Consider the following 20921-nt stretch of genomic DNA (forward strand, 5'->3'; position numbering starts at 1 on the left):
ATCAGTATTACGTTGCGGCATGTTCGTAGATATATAAGCTAATAAGGACAAGATTCTAACGGCAGAAAATGATTAAACAATCGATAATCTCCATACAAAAATAAAAATTAAAAAAAAAGTGTTTGCAGAGAAAGCGCTCAGGCGCTTACCTGCTTTTTCTTTGAGTTTGATCTTTCGAGAAACAGTGATGTTACTCCATAGATTATTCCGATTATGAGAGCAATGACACCGATCACCAGGAACAGACCGCTGTATGTTCCCATAACTGCCATGATAGGAATTATCACTAAGGTAGCAGAGAACTGTCCCAGATTAAGCGCTGTCGAATAACCGCCCATAATCTTGCCTGATGTTTTTGCCACAGACTGAGATGCCAGTGTCGTAGATACTGTAGGCGAGATTATACCCATGCCTATTCCTGCAAACACCATTGAGACTGCAATGTATGCGTAGGAATGAGGCAGATACAGCAGACAGAGGGATATTCCCAGGAAAATAAATGCAATGGCCAGCAGTTTGAATCTTTCGATAGCTGCTGAAATCCTTCTGAAGCTGAGACTTGTCACAGCATTGCATACTCCCTGCACTCCCAGGAACACACCTGACATGATCGATGGAGCGTTCATTTCCGAGAGATAATAAGGAAGCTTGCTTGGAAGAATAAAGCACATGATCATTGCTAAGAAGATCGTCAGATAACAGACGATAATAAGCTTCAGGTTGAACTTCTCTTCCGGCTGAATATCTATGCCGTCTGTTACCTCAGGCCTTGTAGGCTCCCTGAGTGAAACCAGAGCAAGAGCGAAAATGAAGAAGCCGATTGCATAGATTAAGAAAGGATCTCTCCAGCTGAAGTCTGCCAGGGCTCCCCCTGAGGTCTCCAGCACAAGAATGCCGATACCCATTGCAGCAGACTGATAACTGAGGACTTTGACCCTGACCATGCCTGTGTAATATTCAGCAATTAGAGCCGTACAGCAGCTGGTGATACCGGCGATACCGATTCCAACGAAGAAACGACCGATGAGAATTGTGTAAACGTCATTCAGGAAGTAACCGGAAACACCAGCAACTCCGAAAACAAGTAATGAAGCTAAAAGGACTTTCACTTTGCCTATTTTATCTGAAAGTGCACCTATGAGAAGACCTGTGATGGCGATAGCCAATGAAGGAAGTGTGATTATCAGATTAATAAGAGATTCAGAGGCGTCGGGAAATGCTAAGCTTATAGCCGGTAGTGCCGGGGCAACCGCGGCTCCTCCCATGAGCATGAGCATTGATGCCAACAAAATCGCAATCATTGAAAGTTTTGTGGGCTTGAACTCTTTCCCTTTCATAAAATGCTCAATGTGAGGTATTATATGATGATTGCGACCGGCATCCAACAACAATAGTGTATAAAATATACATCAAAGTCGTAAAATCAGACATTATGACTCTTCAAGAGTCATGATAAAAGCGTCTTCACCATCCTTGTAATAATTTTCCCTGAGCTCCTTGAGCTTGAAACCGAAGCGCTGATAGAACCTTATGGCATTGATATTTGATTTTCTTACTTCCAGCTGCACCTCGAGGCAGTTGAGGGCATTGCAGGCGGAGAGGAACTTAATCATCATCTCTGCACCGATGCCGCGGTGCCTCATGTCGGGATCGACTGAAAGCATGAGAATCTGTACCTGTCCCGGAGACACTACTGAACCTAAAAGAAAGCCGGCGATGCCTGAGACACTTTCCGCCACTATGCAGCCCTGCGGCCACAGTTTCGGCAGGATTGTGAAGATTGTCGGGTCATAGTCTTCCTCAAGGGTAGAACAGACTAGATCATAAACTGCCGGAGCGTCTGAATCCCGAAAATTTCTCAGATACACTGTCATGATATTGTTTCCTGAATGTTTAATTGTTTTCTCCACAGTGAAGATGGAAGACCATCTGCTGCTTGTTGCAGCTGACCGCTGCCGTACCTTTATAATTTAACTCTGCCAGAGCTTCCCTGATCATTAAATATGCCTCTTCTTCAGAGAAAGGAAATTTAACAATGATATCTCTGACACCGCTGCTTCTCTCCTTGGTAATGAAATCAACAAGCTGCCGTTTGTTTTCTATCTGCGCTCCAGTCTGCTGATAGTAATTCTGCTGAGTGACGCACTTAACCGGCAGTCTCTTGGTGGCCTTATGATCCGCTTCGATTTCATAATCTGAAAGATTGCAGTAATCATAACGCTTTACACTTCTTCCGCTGAGCGAGTTATCAAAGGTAATGTCTAAATGATACCAGCAGCCGTTGGTCTGAATGCAGTTCCAGGCATGCGGTTCGTCTTTATGCCCTTTAGGAGTTTTAGCTACCCCTATGACAACAAATGATTTTCTGCCGAGAAGGTCAAAGAGAAACTTGGCAGCTTTGGAGATTCCCTCGCAGACGCCAATGCCGTGAAGCAGCGGTCCCACTAATGAATGCGCTTCAGCTTTGCGTCCGTCACCGTAAGTTACCCGCAGCAGCAGGTCATGGATGAAGAGCTCCTGCGCATATTCGTCTAAACCCTCTGCTCTGCTGATGAGAATTTCTGCCGCCTTGCTGCAGCTTTCTAATACTGATTTTACCTCTTTCGGTGCAGATGTGTAAACAGGAGCAACTGCCATTGGTGACGAGTCCTGCCGTTTCCAGAGCCGGTATCCCTTAACGTAATAGATTTCAGGGTGGTCTAACAGCACTGACTCAAAGATACCGTTCAAGGCTTCGTCTGTGCACTGCTGCACTTCAATCTCCTTACGGTGCCTGCTCATACCATCTTTTAGAGCATCATATATCTGCACCTGCAGCGGCGACAATGTTTTACGGTAACCTTCAAAAGTCGGCATAGGTTTTTTCTCTCAGACTGGGAGAGTAATTCAGATGTTGCACATATGTTTTTGTTTTACCCTGTAAAGGGTAATTTATAAACCGTGGTGATGCATTGTCATCTGCATGGTAAAACAGGTTAACGCTGCGCATATTCTCGTAGGCTCAGAAAAAGATGCCAAAAACATTATGGCCCGCATTGAAAAAGGAGAGAACTTTGCTGATCTGGCTAAACGCTTCTCCAAGTGTCCTTCCAAATCCAAAGGCGGAGATCTCGGCTGGTTTGGAAAAGGTCAGATGGTTCCTGAGTTTGAAACTGCTGCCTTCAATGCCTCTAAAGGTGCTGTTGTAGGACCAGTGAAAACTGAATTCGGCTGGCACATCATTCAAGTAAAAGACCTTAAATGAAATTGATAAAACTCTTAGCTTAATGCTAAGAGTCGTTTATTTTATTCTAAAAAAGAGGTTTGAGATCACTCATTCCAGTGAGCATAGACTTTCATGCTCTGAGTGATCTCTGATTCTTCTGTTATCAGTTCTCCTGATTCTGAGTACCAGCCTGAGAAATCAGAATTAGGAATCTGAGGAAGTCTGTCTCCCAGAGTTCCCTTTCCGAACATGATTACTGATGCATACTTCTCTTCGTCATTCTCATTGATGAAGAATGACACTCTCTTTGCTGATGCTATCACTGCTGCCATGAATGCTGCGAAGAGTATGAAAATAAACCAGATCATTACATTCTCGTCTTGTTTCCATTCAGCATAGAGTGTTATGTGATCCTCTGATACTACTGAATCAAAACTGAATTTGTTCTGTAACTCTTTGTCTGAATACCATGCATTCAGTTCCTTTCCTAATCTGTAAGGGATATTAGGTTCCTGAATGTTGTCTTTCCTGCAGACTTTCTCCAAGTAAATTTCGTTATCTATAACGAAAGTAACTATGACGTAGTCCTTGTTTAATTTGAAGTCTGCATAGACTGTCATGTTACTGCTTACTATTGAATCTGCTGTGAAGACCTGATCGTCTTCTGTATACCATCCTGCGAAGTCATATCCCTCTTTGACAGGATCAGGCTGCATTGATTCTCCTAATGCTGTGTTGATATGAGTCTTTGATTCTCCGTAGAAAGCGTTGTCTACTACGAATGTGACTGTGACTTCTTTTCCAGGAGTAGGAGGACTGCTTTCTTCCCATACTGCTGTCAGACAGACATTTCTGTTAGGCATTCTGAATTCTTCATCAGGCAAGTATGTCTGCTGAGTGAATGAGTCGCACCATCCCTTGAAGATGTATCCATTCTTTGACAGCTCTGACGATTTGACAGTTACAAATTCGCCTGAGAAGTGAAGTTCCGACTTCGGAACTTCCCCTTCTCCTCCGTTTGCATTGTATTCTACTTTGAAGTAAGTAGGTCTGTCAGGGTCCTTTGTTTCCCACTTGGCGTATAAGGTTATGTCTGCTGTGACTACGTCTTTATCGAAGTCCCATTCTGTTTCTAATGCTGCGTCTTTGTACCAGCCTTTGAATGTGTAACCTGATTTTGTTGGGTTTTCTGGTTTTTCAATTTTGCTGTCTTTTACTACGTCAACTGGCTCTACAGAACTGCCGCCGTTGCTGTCGAAAGTAATGGTAAACACTTCTTTGTCCGTAATTGTGAATGTTGCAGTTCCTGTAGCGGAACTAGCATAGTTTGTACCTTTTCCAGTTACAGTGAGTGTGTAAGTACCGGCTGAGGTTTTGTCTCCAGAAGGATTCCAGGAAAGGCTGTAATCATCAGCAGATAAGGTGTTTCCATTTGAGTCTTCAACTCCCTGAATGCTAGGAGCGTATGGTTTTCCATTGTATTCTTCCGTTGCTGAGTCAAGAGTTACTGTGAGATCTCCAGCATACTGAGTAATTGTGAATGTTGCAGTTCCTGTAGCGGAACTAGCATAGTTTGTACCTTTTCCAGTTACAGTGAGTGTGTAAGTACCGGCTGAGGTTTTGTCTCCAGAAAGATTCCAGGAAAGGCTGTAATCATCAGCAGATAAAGTGTTTCCATTTGAGTCTTCAACTCCCTGAATGCTAGGAGCGTATGGTTTTCCATTGTATTCTTCCGTTGCTGAGTCAAGAGTTACTGTGAGATCTCCAGCATACTGAGTAATTGTGAATGTTGCAGTTCCTGTAGCGGAACTAGCATAGTTTGTACCTTTTCCAGTTACAGTGAGTGTGTAAGTACCGGCTGAGGTTTTGTCTCCAGAAGGATTCCAGGAAAGGCTGTAATCATCAGCAGATAAGGTGTTTCCATTTGAGTCTTCAACTCCCTGAATGCTAGGAGCGTATGGTTTTCCATTGTATTCTTCCGTTGCTGAGTCAAGAGTTACTGTGAGATCTCCAGCATACTGAGTAATTGTGAATGTTGCAGTTCCTGTAGCGGAACTAGCATAGTTTGTACCTTTTCCAGTTACAGTGAGTGTGTAAGTACCGGCTGAGGTTTTGTCTCCAGAAGGATTCCAGGAAAGGCTGTAATCATCAGCAGATAAGGTGTTTCCATTTGAGTCTTCAACTCCCTGAATGCTAGGAGCGTATGGTTTTCCATTGTATTCTTCCGTTGCTGAGTCAAGAGTTACTGTGAGATCTCCAGCATACTGAGTAATTGTGAAACTATTACTCAAACTCACATCATAGCAGTTCAACCTATCATTCAACAAATTATTTACTACAGTCAAAGTGACTTTTAGATCGTTCGTAGTATACGTGCCTGCATCTGCTGATGCTGTTCCATTTTTCATAGTTTCTATTTTTATTTTAGTGATAGTATCACCGCTAGCTAAATCACTAACGGAGATATTATCATTCGGAATAGTGAATGTAAATGAATTTGTGCCGTTGTATTCTGCAGTTAGACCATTCAGAGTGATTGTCAGAGGTTTTTGACTCATTGTTGCTGCTGAAGTAGTATCGGTTCCGAAATCATAATTAGTTAGAGACGAAACATCTGCAGTTACCGTATAAGATCCTGCAACTAAGAACTGTGTGACATTATCAGAGCCTACGAAGGATAATAACTCAGATGGAATATTTTGTGTCTTTCCATCTACGTCAGAATAGCTCGCAATTACCTTCCCGCTTTGATCAGTTCCATCATATGTTTGAGATATACCAGACCAAGTGAGGGTTGCTGGTGTAGGTGAAATAGTGCCAAAGTATTCAACTGATAGATCATTATTTCCAGCACCTAAGATTATTTTATCAGATGAAGACTGTTCATTACTATATGGAACTGGATGAGTGCTCTCCTCATTATATCTGTTTATGTCCCAGATATCATAATTTGTGTTTATATTAGCTCCAGTTCCATTCAGTTTAGTAAGATGACTTATATCAAACCCATATTGAACTTGAACGTTTTCATCACCTCTTACATTTGAAGCTTTTTCTAACATTTTTGAATAAAGAATACCATCTAATGTTTTGTAAGTGCCAGGTGCAAATTCAAGTTTATTTGTATTCTGTATATTTATAGATCTAAAATCGTATGTATCGAATCTAAGTTTGTTTGATTTGATTAGTGAGTCGGTACCGTTCTCTCCGATGAATATGCATGAAATACTGTTGTCAGTTGTATCAATCTTAGATGGGTCTGTAAGGTCATAACCATAATATTTCCACTGATCTGCAAGAGGAACTATGAAGATAGGCAGCGGTTTCACTGTGAATTTGATCTTCTCGTTTGTTGTTGGATCTGCATATATTTTAACATCATAGTTTGGATTAGTTCCAGTGCAGTTAGTGTCGTATGATCCAGCATCGATAAATCGAGTAGCACCGTCGTAAGAAACAGTGACATTTATTGTACTATAATCAGAATAGTTTTTGGACCATTGTTCAGGAGTCAGGTCTTCTGTAGATGTTCCATTTATCGTTGCAGTTATTGTGTATTTTATCGAGTCAGGTGAGCTATCTAATGTATAGTCACCAGTATAAATCTGATCATCTAGATCGCCATAGAACTTCCACTGACCATCATCGGGTTTGATTGTTATCGGCAGTGGTTTAACTTCAAATGTGTGATTTTTGGAATTATCCAAGTTTATTGTATAGTTAGAGTTACTATCTGCATCCATATAATCTATACTATATGAGTAGCTACCGTTTACTGGATCAAATTTAGTTAGTGTCTGAGATTTATCCTCGGTGTGTATAATTTTTAAGTTTCCAGAGATCCTAGAATAATTTACATATGAGCCATAGGCAGCACCTAAAACACCATAATCTACCATTACTGAATTTCCATTAGCATCTATGAAAGTGACTTTATAATCTACATAATCTTTGGAAGAGCTTGCAACAGTCGGTGGATTTATACCTGTGTAGATATGATTGAGATTATCACCGTAATATTTCCACTGATCATCCACTGGAGTTATTGTTATTGCTAATTTATTGATTGTATATTCAATACTGCCAGAAGCACCTTTTGAAGTATCACTGCTGTAGAAATTAGAAGCTGCGCTGTTAGCAGTCAGTGTTAACTTATAACTGCCTACATTAACAGGTGCAGACTTTAGACTAGTATCTCCACTAGCGTATGATTTTATAAAGTTATTGAGATCATCATCTGTTAACTTGTAATCAGTTCTTTCATCAAATGTTCCATCATCATCGTCGTCAATAAATGCTGTATATTTGAGATCTGGCGCGTCTCCGTTGTAAATATATTCAAGATTACTACCATCACCAGCAGGTATTATTGTAATCGTGCCGGTGTACGGAGTTATTGTGAATTCTGCTGATCCTGAAATTGATTCTGTATCACCGACTGCATTGATTTCCGGATAGTTTGGTAGTGTGACAGTATAACCATTTGAATTGAATGGATCTTTTATCTCATTTTCTTTATAAGTAGTAACAAACTGATTGTGGTTTACATCTCCTTTCAGATAGTATGTGCCTGCATTCTTTATCTCACTTACCGATACAGTGCCATCATTTGAATCATACCAATTAAATGTGTTAAATTCATCAGTGGTTATTCGTTCTTCAACGGGTGCCGTAGTACCAGGTTTTATAACGCCTCTATAAAATGTTATATTGTTTTTAGAATTACTTAAATTAAATCCTGAATAAACATCACTGTTTTTGTCATCATTGAATTTGACAGTAAGAGTCTTGCTGACCCACTTCGCATAGACTGTTGTTTTTTCAGTTATCGAATCGGCTATATTCCATTCTTTATATTCCCCTGAACCTTCAGAGGTTTCCACATACCAGCCGTCGAAGTAATAATCATCTGAAGTAGGAAGTGTGTTTGGTGCGTATAATTTCATATTGTACTGATAAGGCAGAGCTCCGCTGACTACCAGCAATCCAGGTAAGCCGCTTGAAGTATAGGACGGCAATAATCCATTAGGGTGAGTTTGATCAGATAAATCAAATGAACTGTTCCCATCTGTTGTTACTCCAGACATACTAAATTCTACTGAATACAGCATCACATTTACTGTTCTCACAGTAGTCATCTCTGTATGATTGGTTCCACCGTCAGAGTCTGTGATGCTGTTGGCAGTAACAGTAAAGGGAGTGTTTGTATATGATAAAACTCCATTGGAGAAATTATCTGCATCAACATCCTCCATACCAAATAAGAAAAAGATGTGATAGGTTCCTGCAGGAACATTTGCGGTGTAATATCTTCCGCTATTAAAGTTAAGCTTAATGTATTTGCTTTTATCAAGAGGAGGATTTGCCGGGTTTAATAGATTCTCATTTTTTATCAAGTACGCATTATAATCAACCGTTGTTACATTAGCATCTTTATTATTCAAATAATCATAAACATTAATTAGATAGGTGATCTCTTCCCAGACAGCATAGAGAGTTAGATTACTTGTAAGAGACCACTTGAATATAGCGCCAAGATCATAATCTGTGCCACTGCCGTCTGCAGCAGTATTCCACTTTACAAGTTTATATCCCTCTTTGCTGAATCCTGTTCCGTCACTCAGTGTGAAGTTTTGATCATAAGTTGCAGAACCGTCTTCAATATTTCCAGATCCGTTGTTTGCATCATATGAGACGATGTACTTATTTGCAGTCCAGACAGCATAGAATGTGATCTCGTTGTCTTTGAAATTAGGATCCTTTCCTGAGTCACCTGAAGTGATTGCATATGAATTTTTGATGGCCGTTCCATTCGATGTAGCCCAGCCTCCGAAAGTATAACCTGTTCTGCTTTGAGCATCAGTATTAAGAGTAATCGAGTCTCCCGGAGCGTATTTACTGCCGTCGGTCGGAGCTGTTCCAGTTCCACCGTTTAAGTTATATGTTACTGTTAAATTCTTAGTCAGAGCCATATTCACAGTTTGATCACTAGTGACTGTAACATCCTGTGAACGTGGATCATATCCCCATTGATTAATTGATATTGATCCTGTTGCTCCGTGAGGCACACCAGATATGGTATATTTTCCATTGTCATCGGTAGTTACACTCTTTGGCACACCAGCAATTGTGTAATTTACAGTTATGTTTGAGAGGTTTTTATCTAAGTTGTCTGACACAATACCTGAAATTGAATAAGTGTTAAGAGTTGCATTATTAAGAGTTATTTTTATATCATTTTTGATTACATTCGCATTTATTTCTACTGTAGCATATGTACCATCGGGTGATTTAGATACTGAATATTGATCGCTGGTTAAAGGCACAAATGTACCTGCATTTTTCATCTCAATTGTCAGAATATTACTTACAGTAGTCTGCGTGTATCCCTCAGGCAGATAAACATAGAATTGAAGTTGTGCGTCCTGAGAAGCTATTTTTCCCAGATCCCTATCAGTAGTGTTTGCAGCGATAGTCTGAGTGTTTATCAAAATGCTGACATTCGATCCTGTTGTTACCATTACACCATAACTTACTGCCTCATAGGATGCGATTAACGTCTGATTATCATCTGCTATATTGACTTTATCAGCATCATTGATTTTAGTCTTGAGATTAGGATCGCTTCCCAGATACCAGTGTTTGAACTTATATCCGTCACGTGCTGCTGCTATATCGCTTAATGCAACTGTGTCAGTAGTTGTTGTTCCATTCTCAGTGTAAGTTACTTCTGCAAATGTTTTACCGTAAATTACTGATATTGATGTGATATCTACTTCAACGCTTGTCCCATCTGATTGTTTCACTAAAATTTTTCCACCTGTGCCTGCATCTAACTTTACAGTATGAATCAGACCTTTGAGATGTATCACAAGGTTGTTTTGATTGCTGGTTATCTGGCCAAGATTAAAGACGACTGTTCCATCTGTATCAGTACCGTTGATCGGTGTATCATTAGAATTATATGTTGCATTTGAAATATTATACTTGCCGTCATCGGTTAATTTACACTTGATTTTTACGTATGTGTCTAAAACAGCAGTGAATGATCCCGTAAATTTCTGATACTCTGTCCATGAATCAGTAGTACCATCATTGCTTGTAGAATACCAGAACTCCGCCGATGTATCTGTCTTGTCGAGAGACACAGCGATTACAGGATCATCAACCCAAACTGCATAAAGAGTTATGACATTATCAACAGCCTTGTCGATATAATCATTGAGATTTATGCTGAATACTCCTCCTGATGCTGCATCTTTTTCTAAAGACCACCCTCCGAGAGATTTTCCAGTTAATTCATAACCGCTGGTGGGCAGATTTATTACCGGGTTATCAAGCGTAAGATTTTGCATATCAGTTACGCTTCCGCTTGCATCATTATTGTTTTTATCGAGTTTAATCGTATATTTGACTGCATCCCATTTAGCATAAACATCGATAGACTCTGTTATATTTTCATTTTTGAATGGGGTGGTGAAAGTTTTGTCTGTATACCAACCTACAAATTCGTAACCAGGTCTGTTGTTAGTATTCAGACCCTTATACTGCGATTCGTCTAATTTATCAGTATTATCATCAACATCTAAAGTTGTTATATTTTCGTTACCGTCAGAGTTATTATAACCAAAATGGAAGACCACTGAGTGTTTGTAGACTGCATAGAGAGTTGTGTTGCCAGTTATTTTGCTATCTTTTAAATTAAAATCAGAGCCGAGCTTTGGTACAAGATTTCCATTCGCATCAGGAGTGTATCCTTCTAATACCACCCATTTAGCAAATGTCTCTCCTTCTTTCAGCGGAGGATTGTTACTGAGATTGCTTACAAAGTCAGAATTGTCTGTATTAAGAGTATCTCCGCTGCTGACTCTCTTTGAAGGAATTGATGCTGCTCCTTGTCCCGGCACAAACGATACTGTATAAATTTCACGCTGCGTGCTGATCTTGTTGTCAATATATATCGATCCTGATGATGAATCGTTAGAATATTCTATTTCAAAGGTTATTGTTCCTGCAGGATAGTCCTGATCAGTGATTGATGTGTTTTGATCAGGCGTCTTACTGTATAAAGTGATGAGAATTCCTGCCTGATATCTGCCGTCCGTCGTACCGATTGTTGTGCTGCTAAGATCAGCTTCTGTCAGGAATTTCTCTTCTGACATACTGTTAGAATGCCAGCCTTCTCTGTTTTTGACATCATTGGCTTTTATGGAAATGGCGTATTGATTTTTATTCGTAATATCCTTTGGATTACCTACCAGTGTGAAGTCACTTCTGCCTTCTGACTGCGTCAACTTGACAGTTTTAAGAGTAAGCGTGTACTGATTGTTGTCAATCGATGGAATGATGTACTGCAGCGAGTACTTTCCTAATGAGTTCACATAAAGAGTTGTTGAGTCTTGATAATTGTTACCATCTCCATAACGATCACTTGTATCATCAGTAACTTTGTCTCCCAAGGTCCCCGACTGCGTCTCGACTACGATGACAATATTGATTTCATTGCCGGGAGCATATGTCTCTTTACCATCTGCATCAACAATAGGCTTCATTTCCTGAACTGTAAGCACGACATTTCCTGCTACTGCAGTTCTCGTCACTCCCTGCGAGTATAATTCTAAATCAAACTGAGGCAGAACTGCTCCTGTTGTTTTCCAAGTGTCTTCGGATCCGATTGCTGAGTCATTAGAATCAGTGAACCAGAGATACATCTGCTCTTCATCAGTCTTATCAAAACCCTCTCCGGGAGAGATCTTCAGCTTAAAGGTTGAGTTTTTGTCAGAACCTGTAAAACCATTAGGTTTTTCTGCAGTCGATTTTTCACCGGTTACCAGCTTTAAACTTCTATCTGGATCAGTCAATGACGCAATCTGCGTAGGGTAAATGTTGTAACCTACCAGCCTGTATTTTGATCCCGCTTCAGCCATAGGCAAGGTAACGCTGCCTTCGTTGAGGTAAACAGTTTTAGTCGAATCGGAAGGATCACTTGCCGAATTTCCGTTTGTTGCCACCACAGTAGTCGACGCTGTGAGATGTCCGCCTCCTCCTACCGGCATCCAGGCCCTGTAACCTACCTTAAGATTATTGTAATCACTACCGCCGGAAACAATTGAATCTGTATGACCGACCTCGCCGAAGCTTACGCCGTAGAAGCTGTTTCCGTAAACAAATCCTCCTGTTGCACTGCCTTCAACACCGCTTACTTGTCTCTGACCATAAACATAAGCGCTGTAGTAACTCAGCTGGTTTACATCGAGATAGAAATATCCCTGCACAGGGCCGTAATCTTCACGGGGATTTCCTGAGTCCTCTTTGACTTCGAGAACGATACCGCCGTTGAGCTGGATGATGTTGTAAGGCTTATCTGCTGTTGTATTTTTATATCCATTAATGCTGCCGTCATATTCCTGCGAAGTGATTTTTCTTAAGTCTTTTGTAGGTGCATCCAATATTATCTGGCTGCTGCCTTCGCTGCTGCTCTGCAATACTAACGAGTAAATGTAATTTAATGAATATAATGCAGTAGGATTGGCATTGGCTCCGTCAGCTCTTCCTGCTAATCTGAGCTTGGTGTGGATCAGAGTCACGGTCGAAGCTCTCTGAATCGAATATAAGGGGAAGTTTGTTCCTTCCTCTACCGCCTGATAATTCTTGATGGTAATGAAGTGAGAGTATGCAGGAGTATCATAGAAAGCGCTGCAGCTGTTGCCACTGCCGAATAAACTGCCTTTGACGTACATTGCCGCCATCTGCGTCAGCGGATCATAGACATTGGTTCCTGCTGCATAGCCTGTACCGTTGAGCAGAATGTGCGAATTTCCGTAAATTGTGACGAAGTCATAACTTACTTTGCCGTCGGGACTGCCTCTGTCGCCTCCGGCGTAAACAGAACCATTGATGAATAAATTACTGACGAGAGCTTTCTGGTTATTTTTATCAAAAGGAAGAATTGCATATTCGTCATTGGAATCTCCTCCGAAGTTACCATCACCATAATTATTGTAATAATGGCAGTCTCCTCTGGTGTCACCATCAGGCATCATCGCATTCCAGCCCATGTGCACATGGCTGGTACCGTAGATGGCTCCATAATATCCTCCGCCGAAGAGGTTGCCGCCGATTGTGCCGCCGATGATGTTGACGAAGGTAGCACTGAATGTAGACAGATTTGCTTTTATGATTACATCTTTGCCGTTTTCATCTTTGACGGGGTTGCCATCTTTATCTTTCTGAGTAAATCCATTATCCCTGATATCTGAGGGAATATCGCTTGGCGGTGAGAACGGTTTTCCCAATGACTCCCAGTATGCATTTGTGAATGTTACCGCATCTTTCAAAACTGTTAAGCTGCCTGTTTCTCCGTTCTCGCTGCCGCCGTATACGCTTGAAGATATTATTCCATTTGAAATGTTTACTTCTGTTCTGCCGAATGATGAAAGCTTGTAATATGCAGTCGAGAGTGTTTCGTAATCAATATTTTCAAGTCTGATTTCTTCTCCTTTTCCTGAACCGTAAACGCTGCCGTTGACTGTTCCGCCCTGAATGTTGACTACCAGTTCAATATCGTTTACCTGGTCGAAAGTATATTCTCCTAAATTCATACGAACGACATTTGCGTGAGAAACATTCAGTACTTTCACGGGAGAAAACCTATCGCTGTCGACAATCTGCGTTATTATCGAGCCGACAATACCGTATTCTCCTCCGCCGTAGACATTCGTACCGATTACTGTTCTGCCATTATCAATTGAAGTGATTGATCCGCCTTCTCCTGTAGCAGTTACTCTGAGAGTAACTTCCGTACCTCTGCCGACTGCTCCGGCGAGAGCATTGATCTGCGAACCTTTTCCGCCGCCGAAGACGCTGCCACTTATTTTAGAATCGAGAATGTCTATTTTTGTCGTTCCTTTTCCCTTGTAAGCATTAGGTCCTTCTTTGTAGGAGGTGGTCTTACCATTAGTGATAGTAATAAGGTCGTCTCCGCAGAAGTCTCTCTTTGTTACAGTCAGGTTTCCTAAGAGAATTTTATTGTTATCTGACTTATATACAATATTGATTGTTTTTCCGTCAGAATTCCTTGAAACAATTCCGGCGATTACTATCATTTTGCCGTCGCCATCATACTGCGTGACTGTTATCTCTGATCCATTTTTAGGAAGCGAATCGACAAAGTGCCCTATGATTCCGTAACTGCCTCCTCCGTAAACGCTGCCGTTGATTGCTGCCTTATCTATCGATATTTCTGTAGAATCATAAACCTCAGCGTAATTGATCGCGTGCGTATCAGAGACAACTCCCTCTCCGCCGCCGAAGACGTTTCCCAATATATTGACAATATTTCCAGTGGCATTTCCGGTGATATTAACTGAAGTGTTTCCCCTGATTACAGCATAACCAAGAAGGTTGTTAATCTTCGAATTTAAAACACCTTTTCCGCCGCCGAAGACATTTCCATCTGTGTTGATGTAACCATTATCAATTCCTACTGTTACTTTTGCTGATGACGACTTTATATCAACATTGGCAGAAACCCATCCGTCCGTTCTGCCTGCATCTTTCATTTTTTCAGGATTAAGCTGATTGTCGGGATTTGTAGTACCATCATCATTTAATTTAATCAATGTCGTTGAACCGACGGCTCCCATCTCTCCTCCGCCGTAGACATTTCCCAGCAGTATTGAGCTGCCGCCTTCAATTCCTGCAGAAGATGCTCCTAAATTCTTTGCAGTTGAGAAGAAATTGTTCAGCTGATTACGCAGATTTGGATTTGACATCGATTGATGATTTTCTACATCTTTGAAAGCATCTCCGATGTAAATATGAGTGCTGCCGGCAATTGTTGCTTTCGGCGAGAAGCCTCCGCCGTAGACGCTGTTGTAAACGCTTCCTCCGAGAATGATTACATTTGTTTCTGATTTGTTGTCATTATCTGTTGATGAAAATCCTTCCGGACTATCTTTATTGACTTTAAATATCTCGCCGACAACGCTCAGACGTCCTCCGCCGTAGACATTTCCGCTTGAAATAGTCAGACCGTTTGCTCCTACTACAGTGTATTTTGTATTTTTCAATCCTATCTCAGCATTGCCGTCGATGATTACCAGAGTGTTTCCTACCGCTCCTGAAACTGCACTTTCCGAGTGGCCTTCTCCTCCGCCGAAGACGCTTGACCTTACAAATCCTGAAATGAATACGATCGAGTCTTTTCCTGAGTAAATTGCTGATTCTTCATCAAAACTGCCGAGAATGCCGAGCTTGCCGCCGCCGAAGACTGATTTGAGAACAACTGCATCATTGATGAATACGCGCGTCGCTGCTGAAGAAAGTTTACCATCGCTGTCGCCGACAAGATCGCCTGTAACTCTCCCGTATAAAGTGCTGGAGAGAATTGCCTCTTTCTTAGTTACGATATTGCTGCCGCCGATGTCAGCATGCCTGCTCTGTCCTTTGATTAAACCTTCTCCTCCGCCGTAAACTTCACCGCCTATGCGGATGTTAGAGTCAGTATTTTTTGAAGTGCTTGATGGACCGCTTTCTTTTCCGGAAATAACCACGTTCGCCGGTCCGTAGATGGTAGCATAACCATATTCTATAAGTGAGTCAAGAGCAGCATGAGGCTCAGAATCAGAGCTGTTGGTGTTGGCCATAACCGCTGAAGGAATGTCTCCTCCCTGTCCTCCGCCGAAGACATTGCCGATACGCTCTGCATAATCATCAGCCGTACTGGTTTGTCCAGGGTGTCCGATGATTACTTTTTTGTTTGTATCAGTGGAAATTATCGAAACGTTTGATGAGACGTTTGGAGTTTGTAATTCGTAACTAAATAATCTATTATTATCTGAATCAAATGCTCCGACTGAGCCCATCTCTCCTCCGCCGTAGACATTGCCGTGAACTCCCACTGATGAGTGCGTCATTTCCGATACATCTATCGAGGCAGGAGCATGACCTATGTACACGTGAGTTGAACCTGCTACAACTGCATTAGGACCATATCCTCCGCCGAAGACATTGCCGGTAGAGAGTGATTGTAAATCATCTGATCCGACTTTTCCTCCGATGATAACTACATTTGTTTCAGCAAGATTGTCAGAGCCTGTGATGACATATTTTCCTCCATTCGCGCCGATAGTAACGTTTCCTACCAGTCCGTATGCTCCTCCGCCGTAGACGCTGCCGACTCCCGGTCCTTCGAAAACAGAGACTGCTGCGTCTCCCAGCACATCCATAACCATGATGTCAGAGTCATCCTTTGCCTGAGAAGTATTGAACTGCGGATTGCAGATCCATTTCTTGACGAAGTGGGTTGAATCGTTGGTAGAATATTCAAACATCAATTTTGTACCGTATGCTACGGTGTATGTCTGAGAGCTTGATGGATTATTATTAATAGGACTTAAGTTTTCAATCAGAGTCTTATCAGCAGTTTCGCTCACTCCGGATTTCAGAACTGGAGTTGTCAGATTATAGACTTTGATGGTTCCGTAAAGCGGTTTATTTACAGTGATTGTATACGTGTTGGAAAGTTTGACTGATACGTTCTGCTCTTCAGCCGATACCGTCACAGTCGCGGTGTTCTTATCAGATGAAGTGACTCCGGTCCAACTTGTTACATAATATCCTTCGTCTGTCGGAGATGAATATGTGAGCGTTAATTTTTTACCTACGGGAGCAGCGTAGATCAAATTGCCGGTGGCACTGCCCTCTGCCGGAAGAGGCGTACCGTTCAATGAAACGCTTATTACTCCCACGGTTGGCTGCTCTACGTAGACCGTCTTGTACTGATCGATTTCATTGGCATAAATTGTCGATTTGTCATTTGAGACTATGTGTGTGATTGTTTTGTTTGATGTATTTTCAATTTTAGAAGCTGCGCTTGATGTATTGAAGTACTGATACCATTCAGGACTGTATCTGTTTCTGCTGTCGGTATGAGTTATGATTATTTTACTGTCTTTAGCTACTTCATAAATATCATATTTGTATGTGCTGCCGTCATTTGAAACAGTACTTGTCGGGTTCAGTAATGTCTCTTTTCCTGCTTCACCGGTTTTAATACTCAGTGACCCGTGCTGCGGATGAGCAAGAGCGATAAGATGGTTATTTTCGTCAGTTTTGCTGCCGAATTTATTATTAGCAAGTGCCGGGGGAGTGTATTCTGCATTCTCATTTTCTGAAAGCACAATGCTGCTGTTATCAGAGAGATTAATATATTCAGGATTAGTTTTATTCAATTCATCAGAGTTTAAGGGAACTGCCTGATCTGCTGCACCGATCTGCGTTACTGTAGTTTCGATCATATTGTTAGAATAATTAGGATTTGATTCTCCTGCAATGATTACATTTGTTTTTCCTACTGCTCCTGCAAGAGTGTTTACAGGACTGCCCATTCCTCCGCCGTAAACATTATAGTATATTGTACCGCCGTCGATTTTTACTGTTGTTTCTCCGCCGGTGAATTTCATTGATCTTGTATCAACAGACCCGGCTTCGCCTTGAATTTCACATCTGCCTACTAATCCCAGCTCTCCTCCGCCGAAGACGCTGCCTTTGATGAGAATGCCTGTGAGTGTTTTTGAGCTGGTAGATACTGACGTCTTATCTCCTACTGAACCGAGAATGAGATCGTCGGGAGCAGTTGCTCTTTGTCCATGTCCTCCGCCGTAGACGCTGCCGAGTACTGTTACTTTCGTTGCGGTATCACCTGCAGAAGCTCCGATAAGTTCTACATTCGTTTCTCCGCCAGTAAGAACTTTGTATTTAGTCCCTTGAACAGGATTGCCTACTGCGCCTAACTCTCCTCCACCATAGACGCTGAATACAGTTCCGCCGGAGATTGTTACATCAGTACTTGCAGTAACTGAAGCATTTGCTCCATATCCTCCGCCGTAAATGTTAGTTTTATTTTCAGTCTTATTTTCATTTAAATTATAAACTGCAACTGATGATGTTCCCAGAGCAGCTCTGGCGCCATATGTTATGCTGAACTTTAAAGAATAAGTGTTTGTTTTAGTTCCGCGGTCCTCGATCTGCTCCATCGATAGATTATTTTTATCATAAGTCAGTAAGAATCCGCTGACAAACCCGTTCTCTCCTCCGCCGTAAATGCTGCCGTTTACTGTCGGAGAGTTTGAACTGCCACCGATTTTAACGCTTGTTGATGACCCTACTGCACCTACTGTAATATCTTTAGACTCTCCCATTCCTCCGCCGAAGACGCTGCCTGTGACTGTTCCGCTCTGAATGTTTACTGAAGTCTTTCCGCCGCCAGCATCGCCGCTAAGAGTATACTGAGGAGCTGCGCTGGTATCAGGAAGCTGGCTGATATTTCCTACAACGCTGTAACTGCCTCCGCCGTAGACGTTCTTCACAATTGCTGCATTACCTAGAACATTAACTGTTGCAGTTCCTGTGACTGACGCTACCTCTACAAATCCTCTGTTCCATGATTCCCAGGTGTTTAGATCAAGCTTGGATGAAAAAGAATTACCATAACTGATTGCAACTGCATTGCTGTAAATTACTTCCTCTGTACCAACAACTGTCATCTTTAATCTGATGTATCCTGAGTTATACCCAGCACTGCTAATATCAAAACTGCTAGAAGTAGCATTAGTTATGTCAGTAAATTCGGCGCTGCTCCCAGTACAGTACTGCCACTGATATGTTGCCACATCAATGCCGAGATCTGCGTTATCGGCTAGATTATACAAACGAGAATAAATTGTAGAACTTCCAAAAGTTTCTCCGTTCAATCCGCCGATCCACACTGATTTGCTGACTCCTTTGCCTGCGCCGAAAACGTTTCCTTCTATCGTTGCACTATCTTGAATCTGCACTGTTGTGCTTCCTGTCACTTTTGCTACATCCTCGTGACCTGAAGAGTCAGTGCTTATACCTCCATCTTTATTATTAGTGGTATCAAAATAGTGATCAGATGAGCGTGATAATCCTTTTCCTCCTCCGTAGATGCTTCCTGATACTGCTGCATTGCCGATGACAACTTTAGTGCTTCCAGTAACGTAAGATTTTCCAGTAGAGTCGCTCCATCCACTTCCACTATTGTTCGAAGAGTCGTCTTTGCCGCCTGAGCCTCCGCCGTAGACACTGCAGTTTATTGTAACAGGCTTTACTGGATCATTACTTCCTATTTTTATCGTGATTGTTTCTGTTGAGTCTTTATTGTCAGGACTTTGCACTGATCCTCTGTATCCTCCGCCATAAATTCCTGCTTCTTTAGCATAATAATAAGAAGTCTTAGATCCGAGAGGATCGTTGGTTATTGTGTTTTTATCACCAAAACTTCCGCCGGTAATTGTTATTGCAATCTTGCCGAATACTGAAGGTTCTGCAGGGAGCGCCCAGAAGTCATATCCTCCTCCGCATAAACTGTAAATGTTTCCGCCTGTGACTTTTATCTCGATGTTGCCGTCGACAGGATGATGTTTTGCATCTGTGTTTCCATCTTTTACACCACCATAAAGATAGTCTATCTTTCCATTTACAACAGATACTTGAACTACTGTTTTACCCTCTCCTTTTCCTACTGAATTCCCACCACTTCTCTGAGCTCCGTTGAGATAACTTACATAACCGCCTGTAACTTCAGTAGAGTTAGAATCAGAATTGCTGCTTCTTCCGCCGCCGAGCAGTTCCATGATTGTTCCGCTGTTTACCTGAATGTTAGTATTTGCAGCATTAGCACCATAACTGCTGCCATATACAGCAAAGATGGTCGGACCAGTGCTGCCAGTGCTTCCTATTGAAACATAAGTATCACTTACAGAACCAGAATTTCCTCCTCCGAAGACTGAAGAAAAAGTACCTGACTGCACGACAACATGTGTTGCATTTGTTATCGATGAAGTATTGCTGCCCCCAAAGAGAATGAACCCGACATGTGTTGTACCAGGGTCATCATTTACCCTCTGATACCAATTATCAGTGGTTATTCCTCCAGAATAATCTGTATCGACATTTTCACCGATTATCAGCCTGTGGCCGTTAGCATACAATCCCTTAGAAAATTCATTATATCCCATCGCAGGTGTAGATAAAGTGATGTTTTTGAAATAAATGTCACCACTTAATCCTGTGCCTGCGGGAATGCTTAGTGTATGTTTAGATCCATTATATGTCCCATCGATAGTAACATTATACACTCCAGAATAATTAGTGGGATTGAAGTTAGTCTTCAACACTACAATATTGGTGAAAACAGTTCCTTCTCCATTAAAAGCAGCACAGGCTGTTGATAAATTATGATAGGGCCTATTAGGGTTATCTAACGATCCTGAATACCCACCAGAGCTAGACAGATATGCATAATGAGGCGTATCCCACAGAGCTTCTAAAGTCAGTACAAGTCCTGATTTATCAGGAGTTGTGATTGCGAGAACTCCGTTACCAGAATCATATGCGTACGAAATGTACGAAATGGATTCTGACTGATTGTAAGTGATCGTTATGCCGTCTCCAGGCATGACTCTGATCGGACCCTTCTCATCGCTTAGATATTTCCTCGGAGTGTCGTTTCCAGATGTTACGACATACCACCCGTTGAATACCTTATCAGTCGGTGCAGTCCAGTTCCAAGCAGAAGAATACATCTGCACCACTGTTGAATTGAGATTTGTTGATACTGATTGAGAATCAATAGGATAATTGCTGTTTATATAATCAATCTGATAAGAATCAATTGAAATATCTTCACGAT

General features: G+C 41.7%; 5 protein-coding genes. 1 reads left to right on the forward strand and 4 read right to left on the reverse strand.

Annotation, left to right across the window (positions count from 1 at the left end; all coding sequences use genetic code 11):
* Positions 1-137 precede the first annotated feature (137 nt).
* From H729_RS05590 to H729_RS05600, 3 genes are all read right to left on the reverse strand, one after another.
* A complete protein-coding gene (locus tag H729_RS05590) occupies positions 138-1337 on the reverse strand; it encodes an MFS transporter (protein WP_020449031.1) in 1200 nt (399 codons plus the stop codon).
* Positions 1338-1430: 93 nt separating this feature from the next.
* A complete protein-coding gene (locus H729_RS05595) occupies positions 1431-1910 on the reverse strand; it encodes a GNAT family N-acetyltransferase (protein ID WP_020449032.1) in 480 nt (159 codons plus the stop codon).
* Positions 1894-2856, reverse strand: a complete 963-nt coding sequence (locus H729_RS05600) for a transglutaminase domain-containing protein (protein ID WP_020449033.1) — start codon at positions 2854-2856, stop codon at positions 1894-1896. Before H729_RS05600 ends, H729_RS05595 begins: the two co-directional genes overlap by 17 nt.
* A 106-nt stretch (positions 2857-2962) precedes the next feature.
* Between H729_RS05600 and H729_RS05605 the strand changes: the two genes are divergently transcribed.
* A complete protein-coding gene (locus H729_RS05605; protein WP_020449034.1) occupies positions 2963-3244 on the forward strand; it encodes a peptidylprolyl isomerase in 282 nt (93 codons plus the stop codon).
* A gap of 65 nt (positions 3245-3309) precedes the next feature.
* Here the strand turns inward: H729_RS05605 and H729_RS05610 are convergent, their stop codons facing one another.
* Entirely contained in the window at positions 3310-20814 is a 17505-nt protein-coding gene (locus tag H729_RS05610) for an InlB B-repeat-containing protein (protein WP_020449035.1), read from the reverse strand.
* Between the last annotated feature and the right edge of the window lie 107 nt (positions 20815-20921).

Origin of the sequence: Candidatus Methanomassiliicoccus intestinalis Issoire-Mx1 (assembly GCF_000404225.1) — an archaeon.
Lineage (GTDB): Archaea > Thermoplasmatota > Thermoplasmata > Methanomassiliicoccales > Methanomassiliicoccaceae > Methanomassiliicoccus_A > Methanomassiliicoccus_A intestinalis.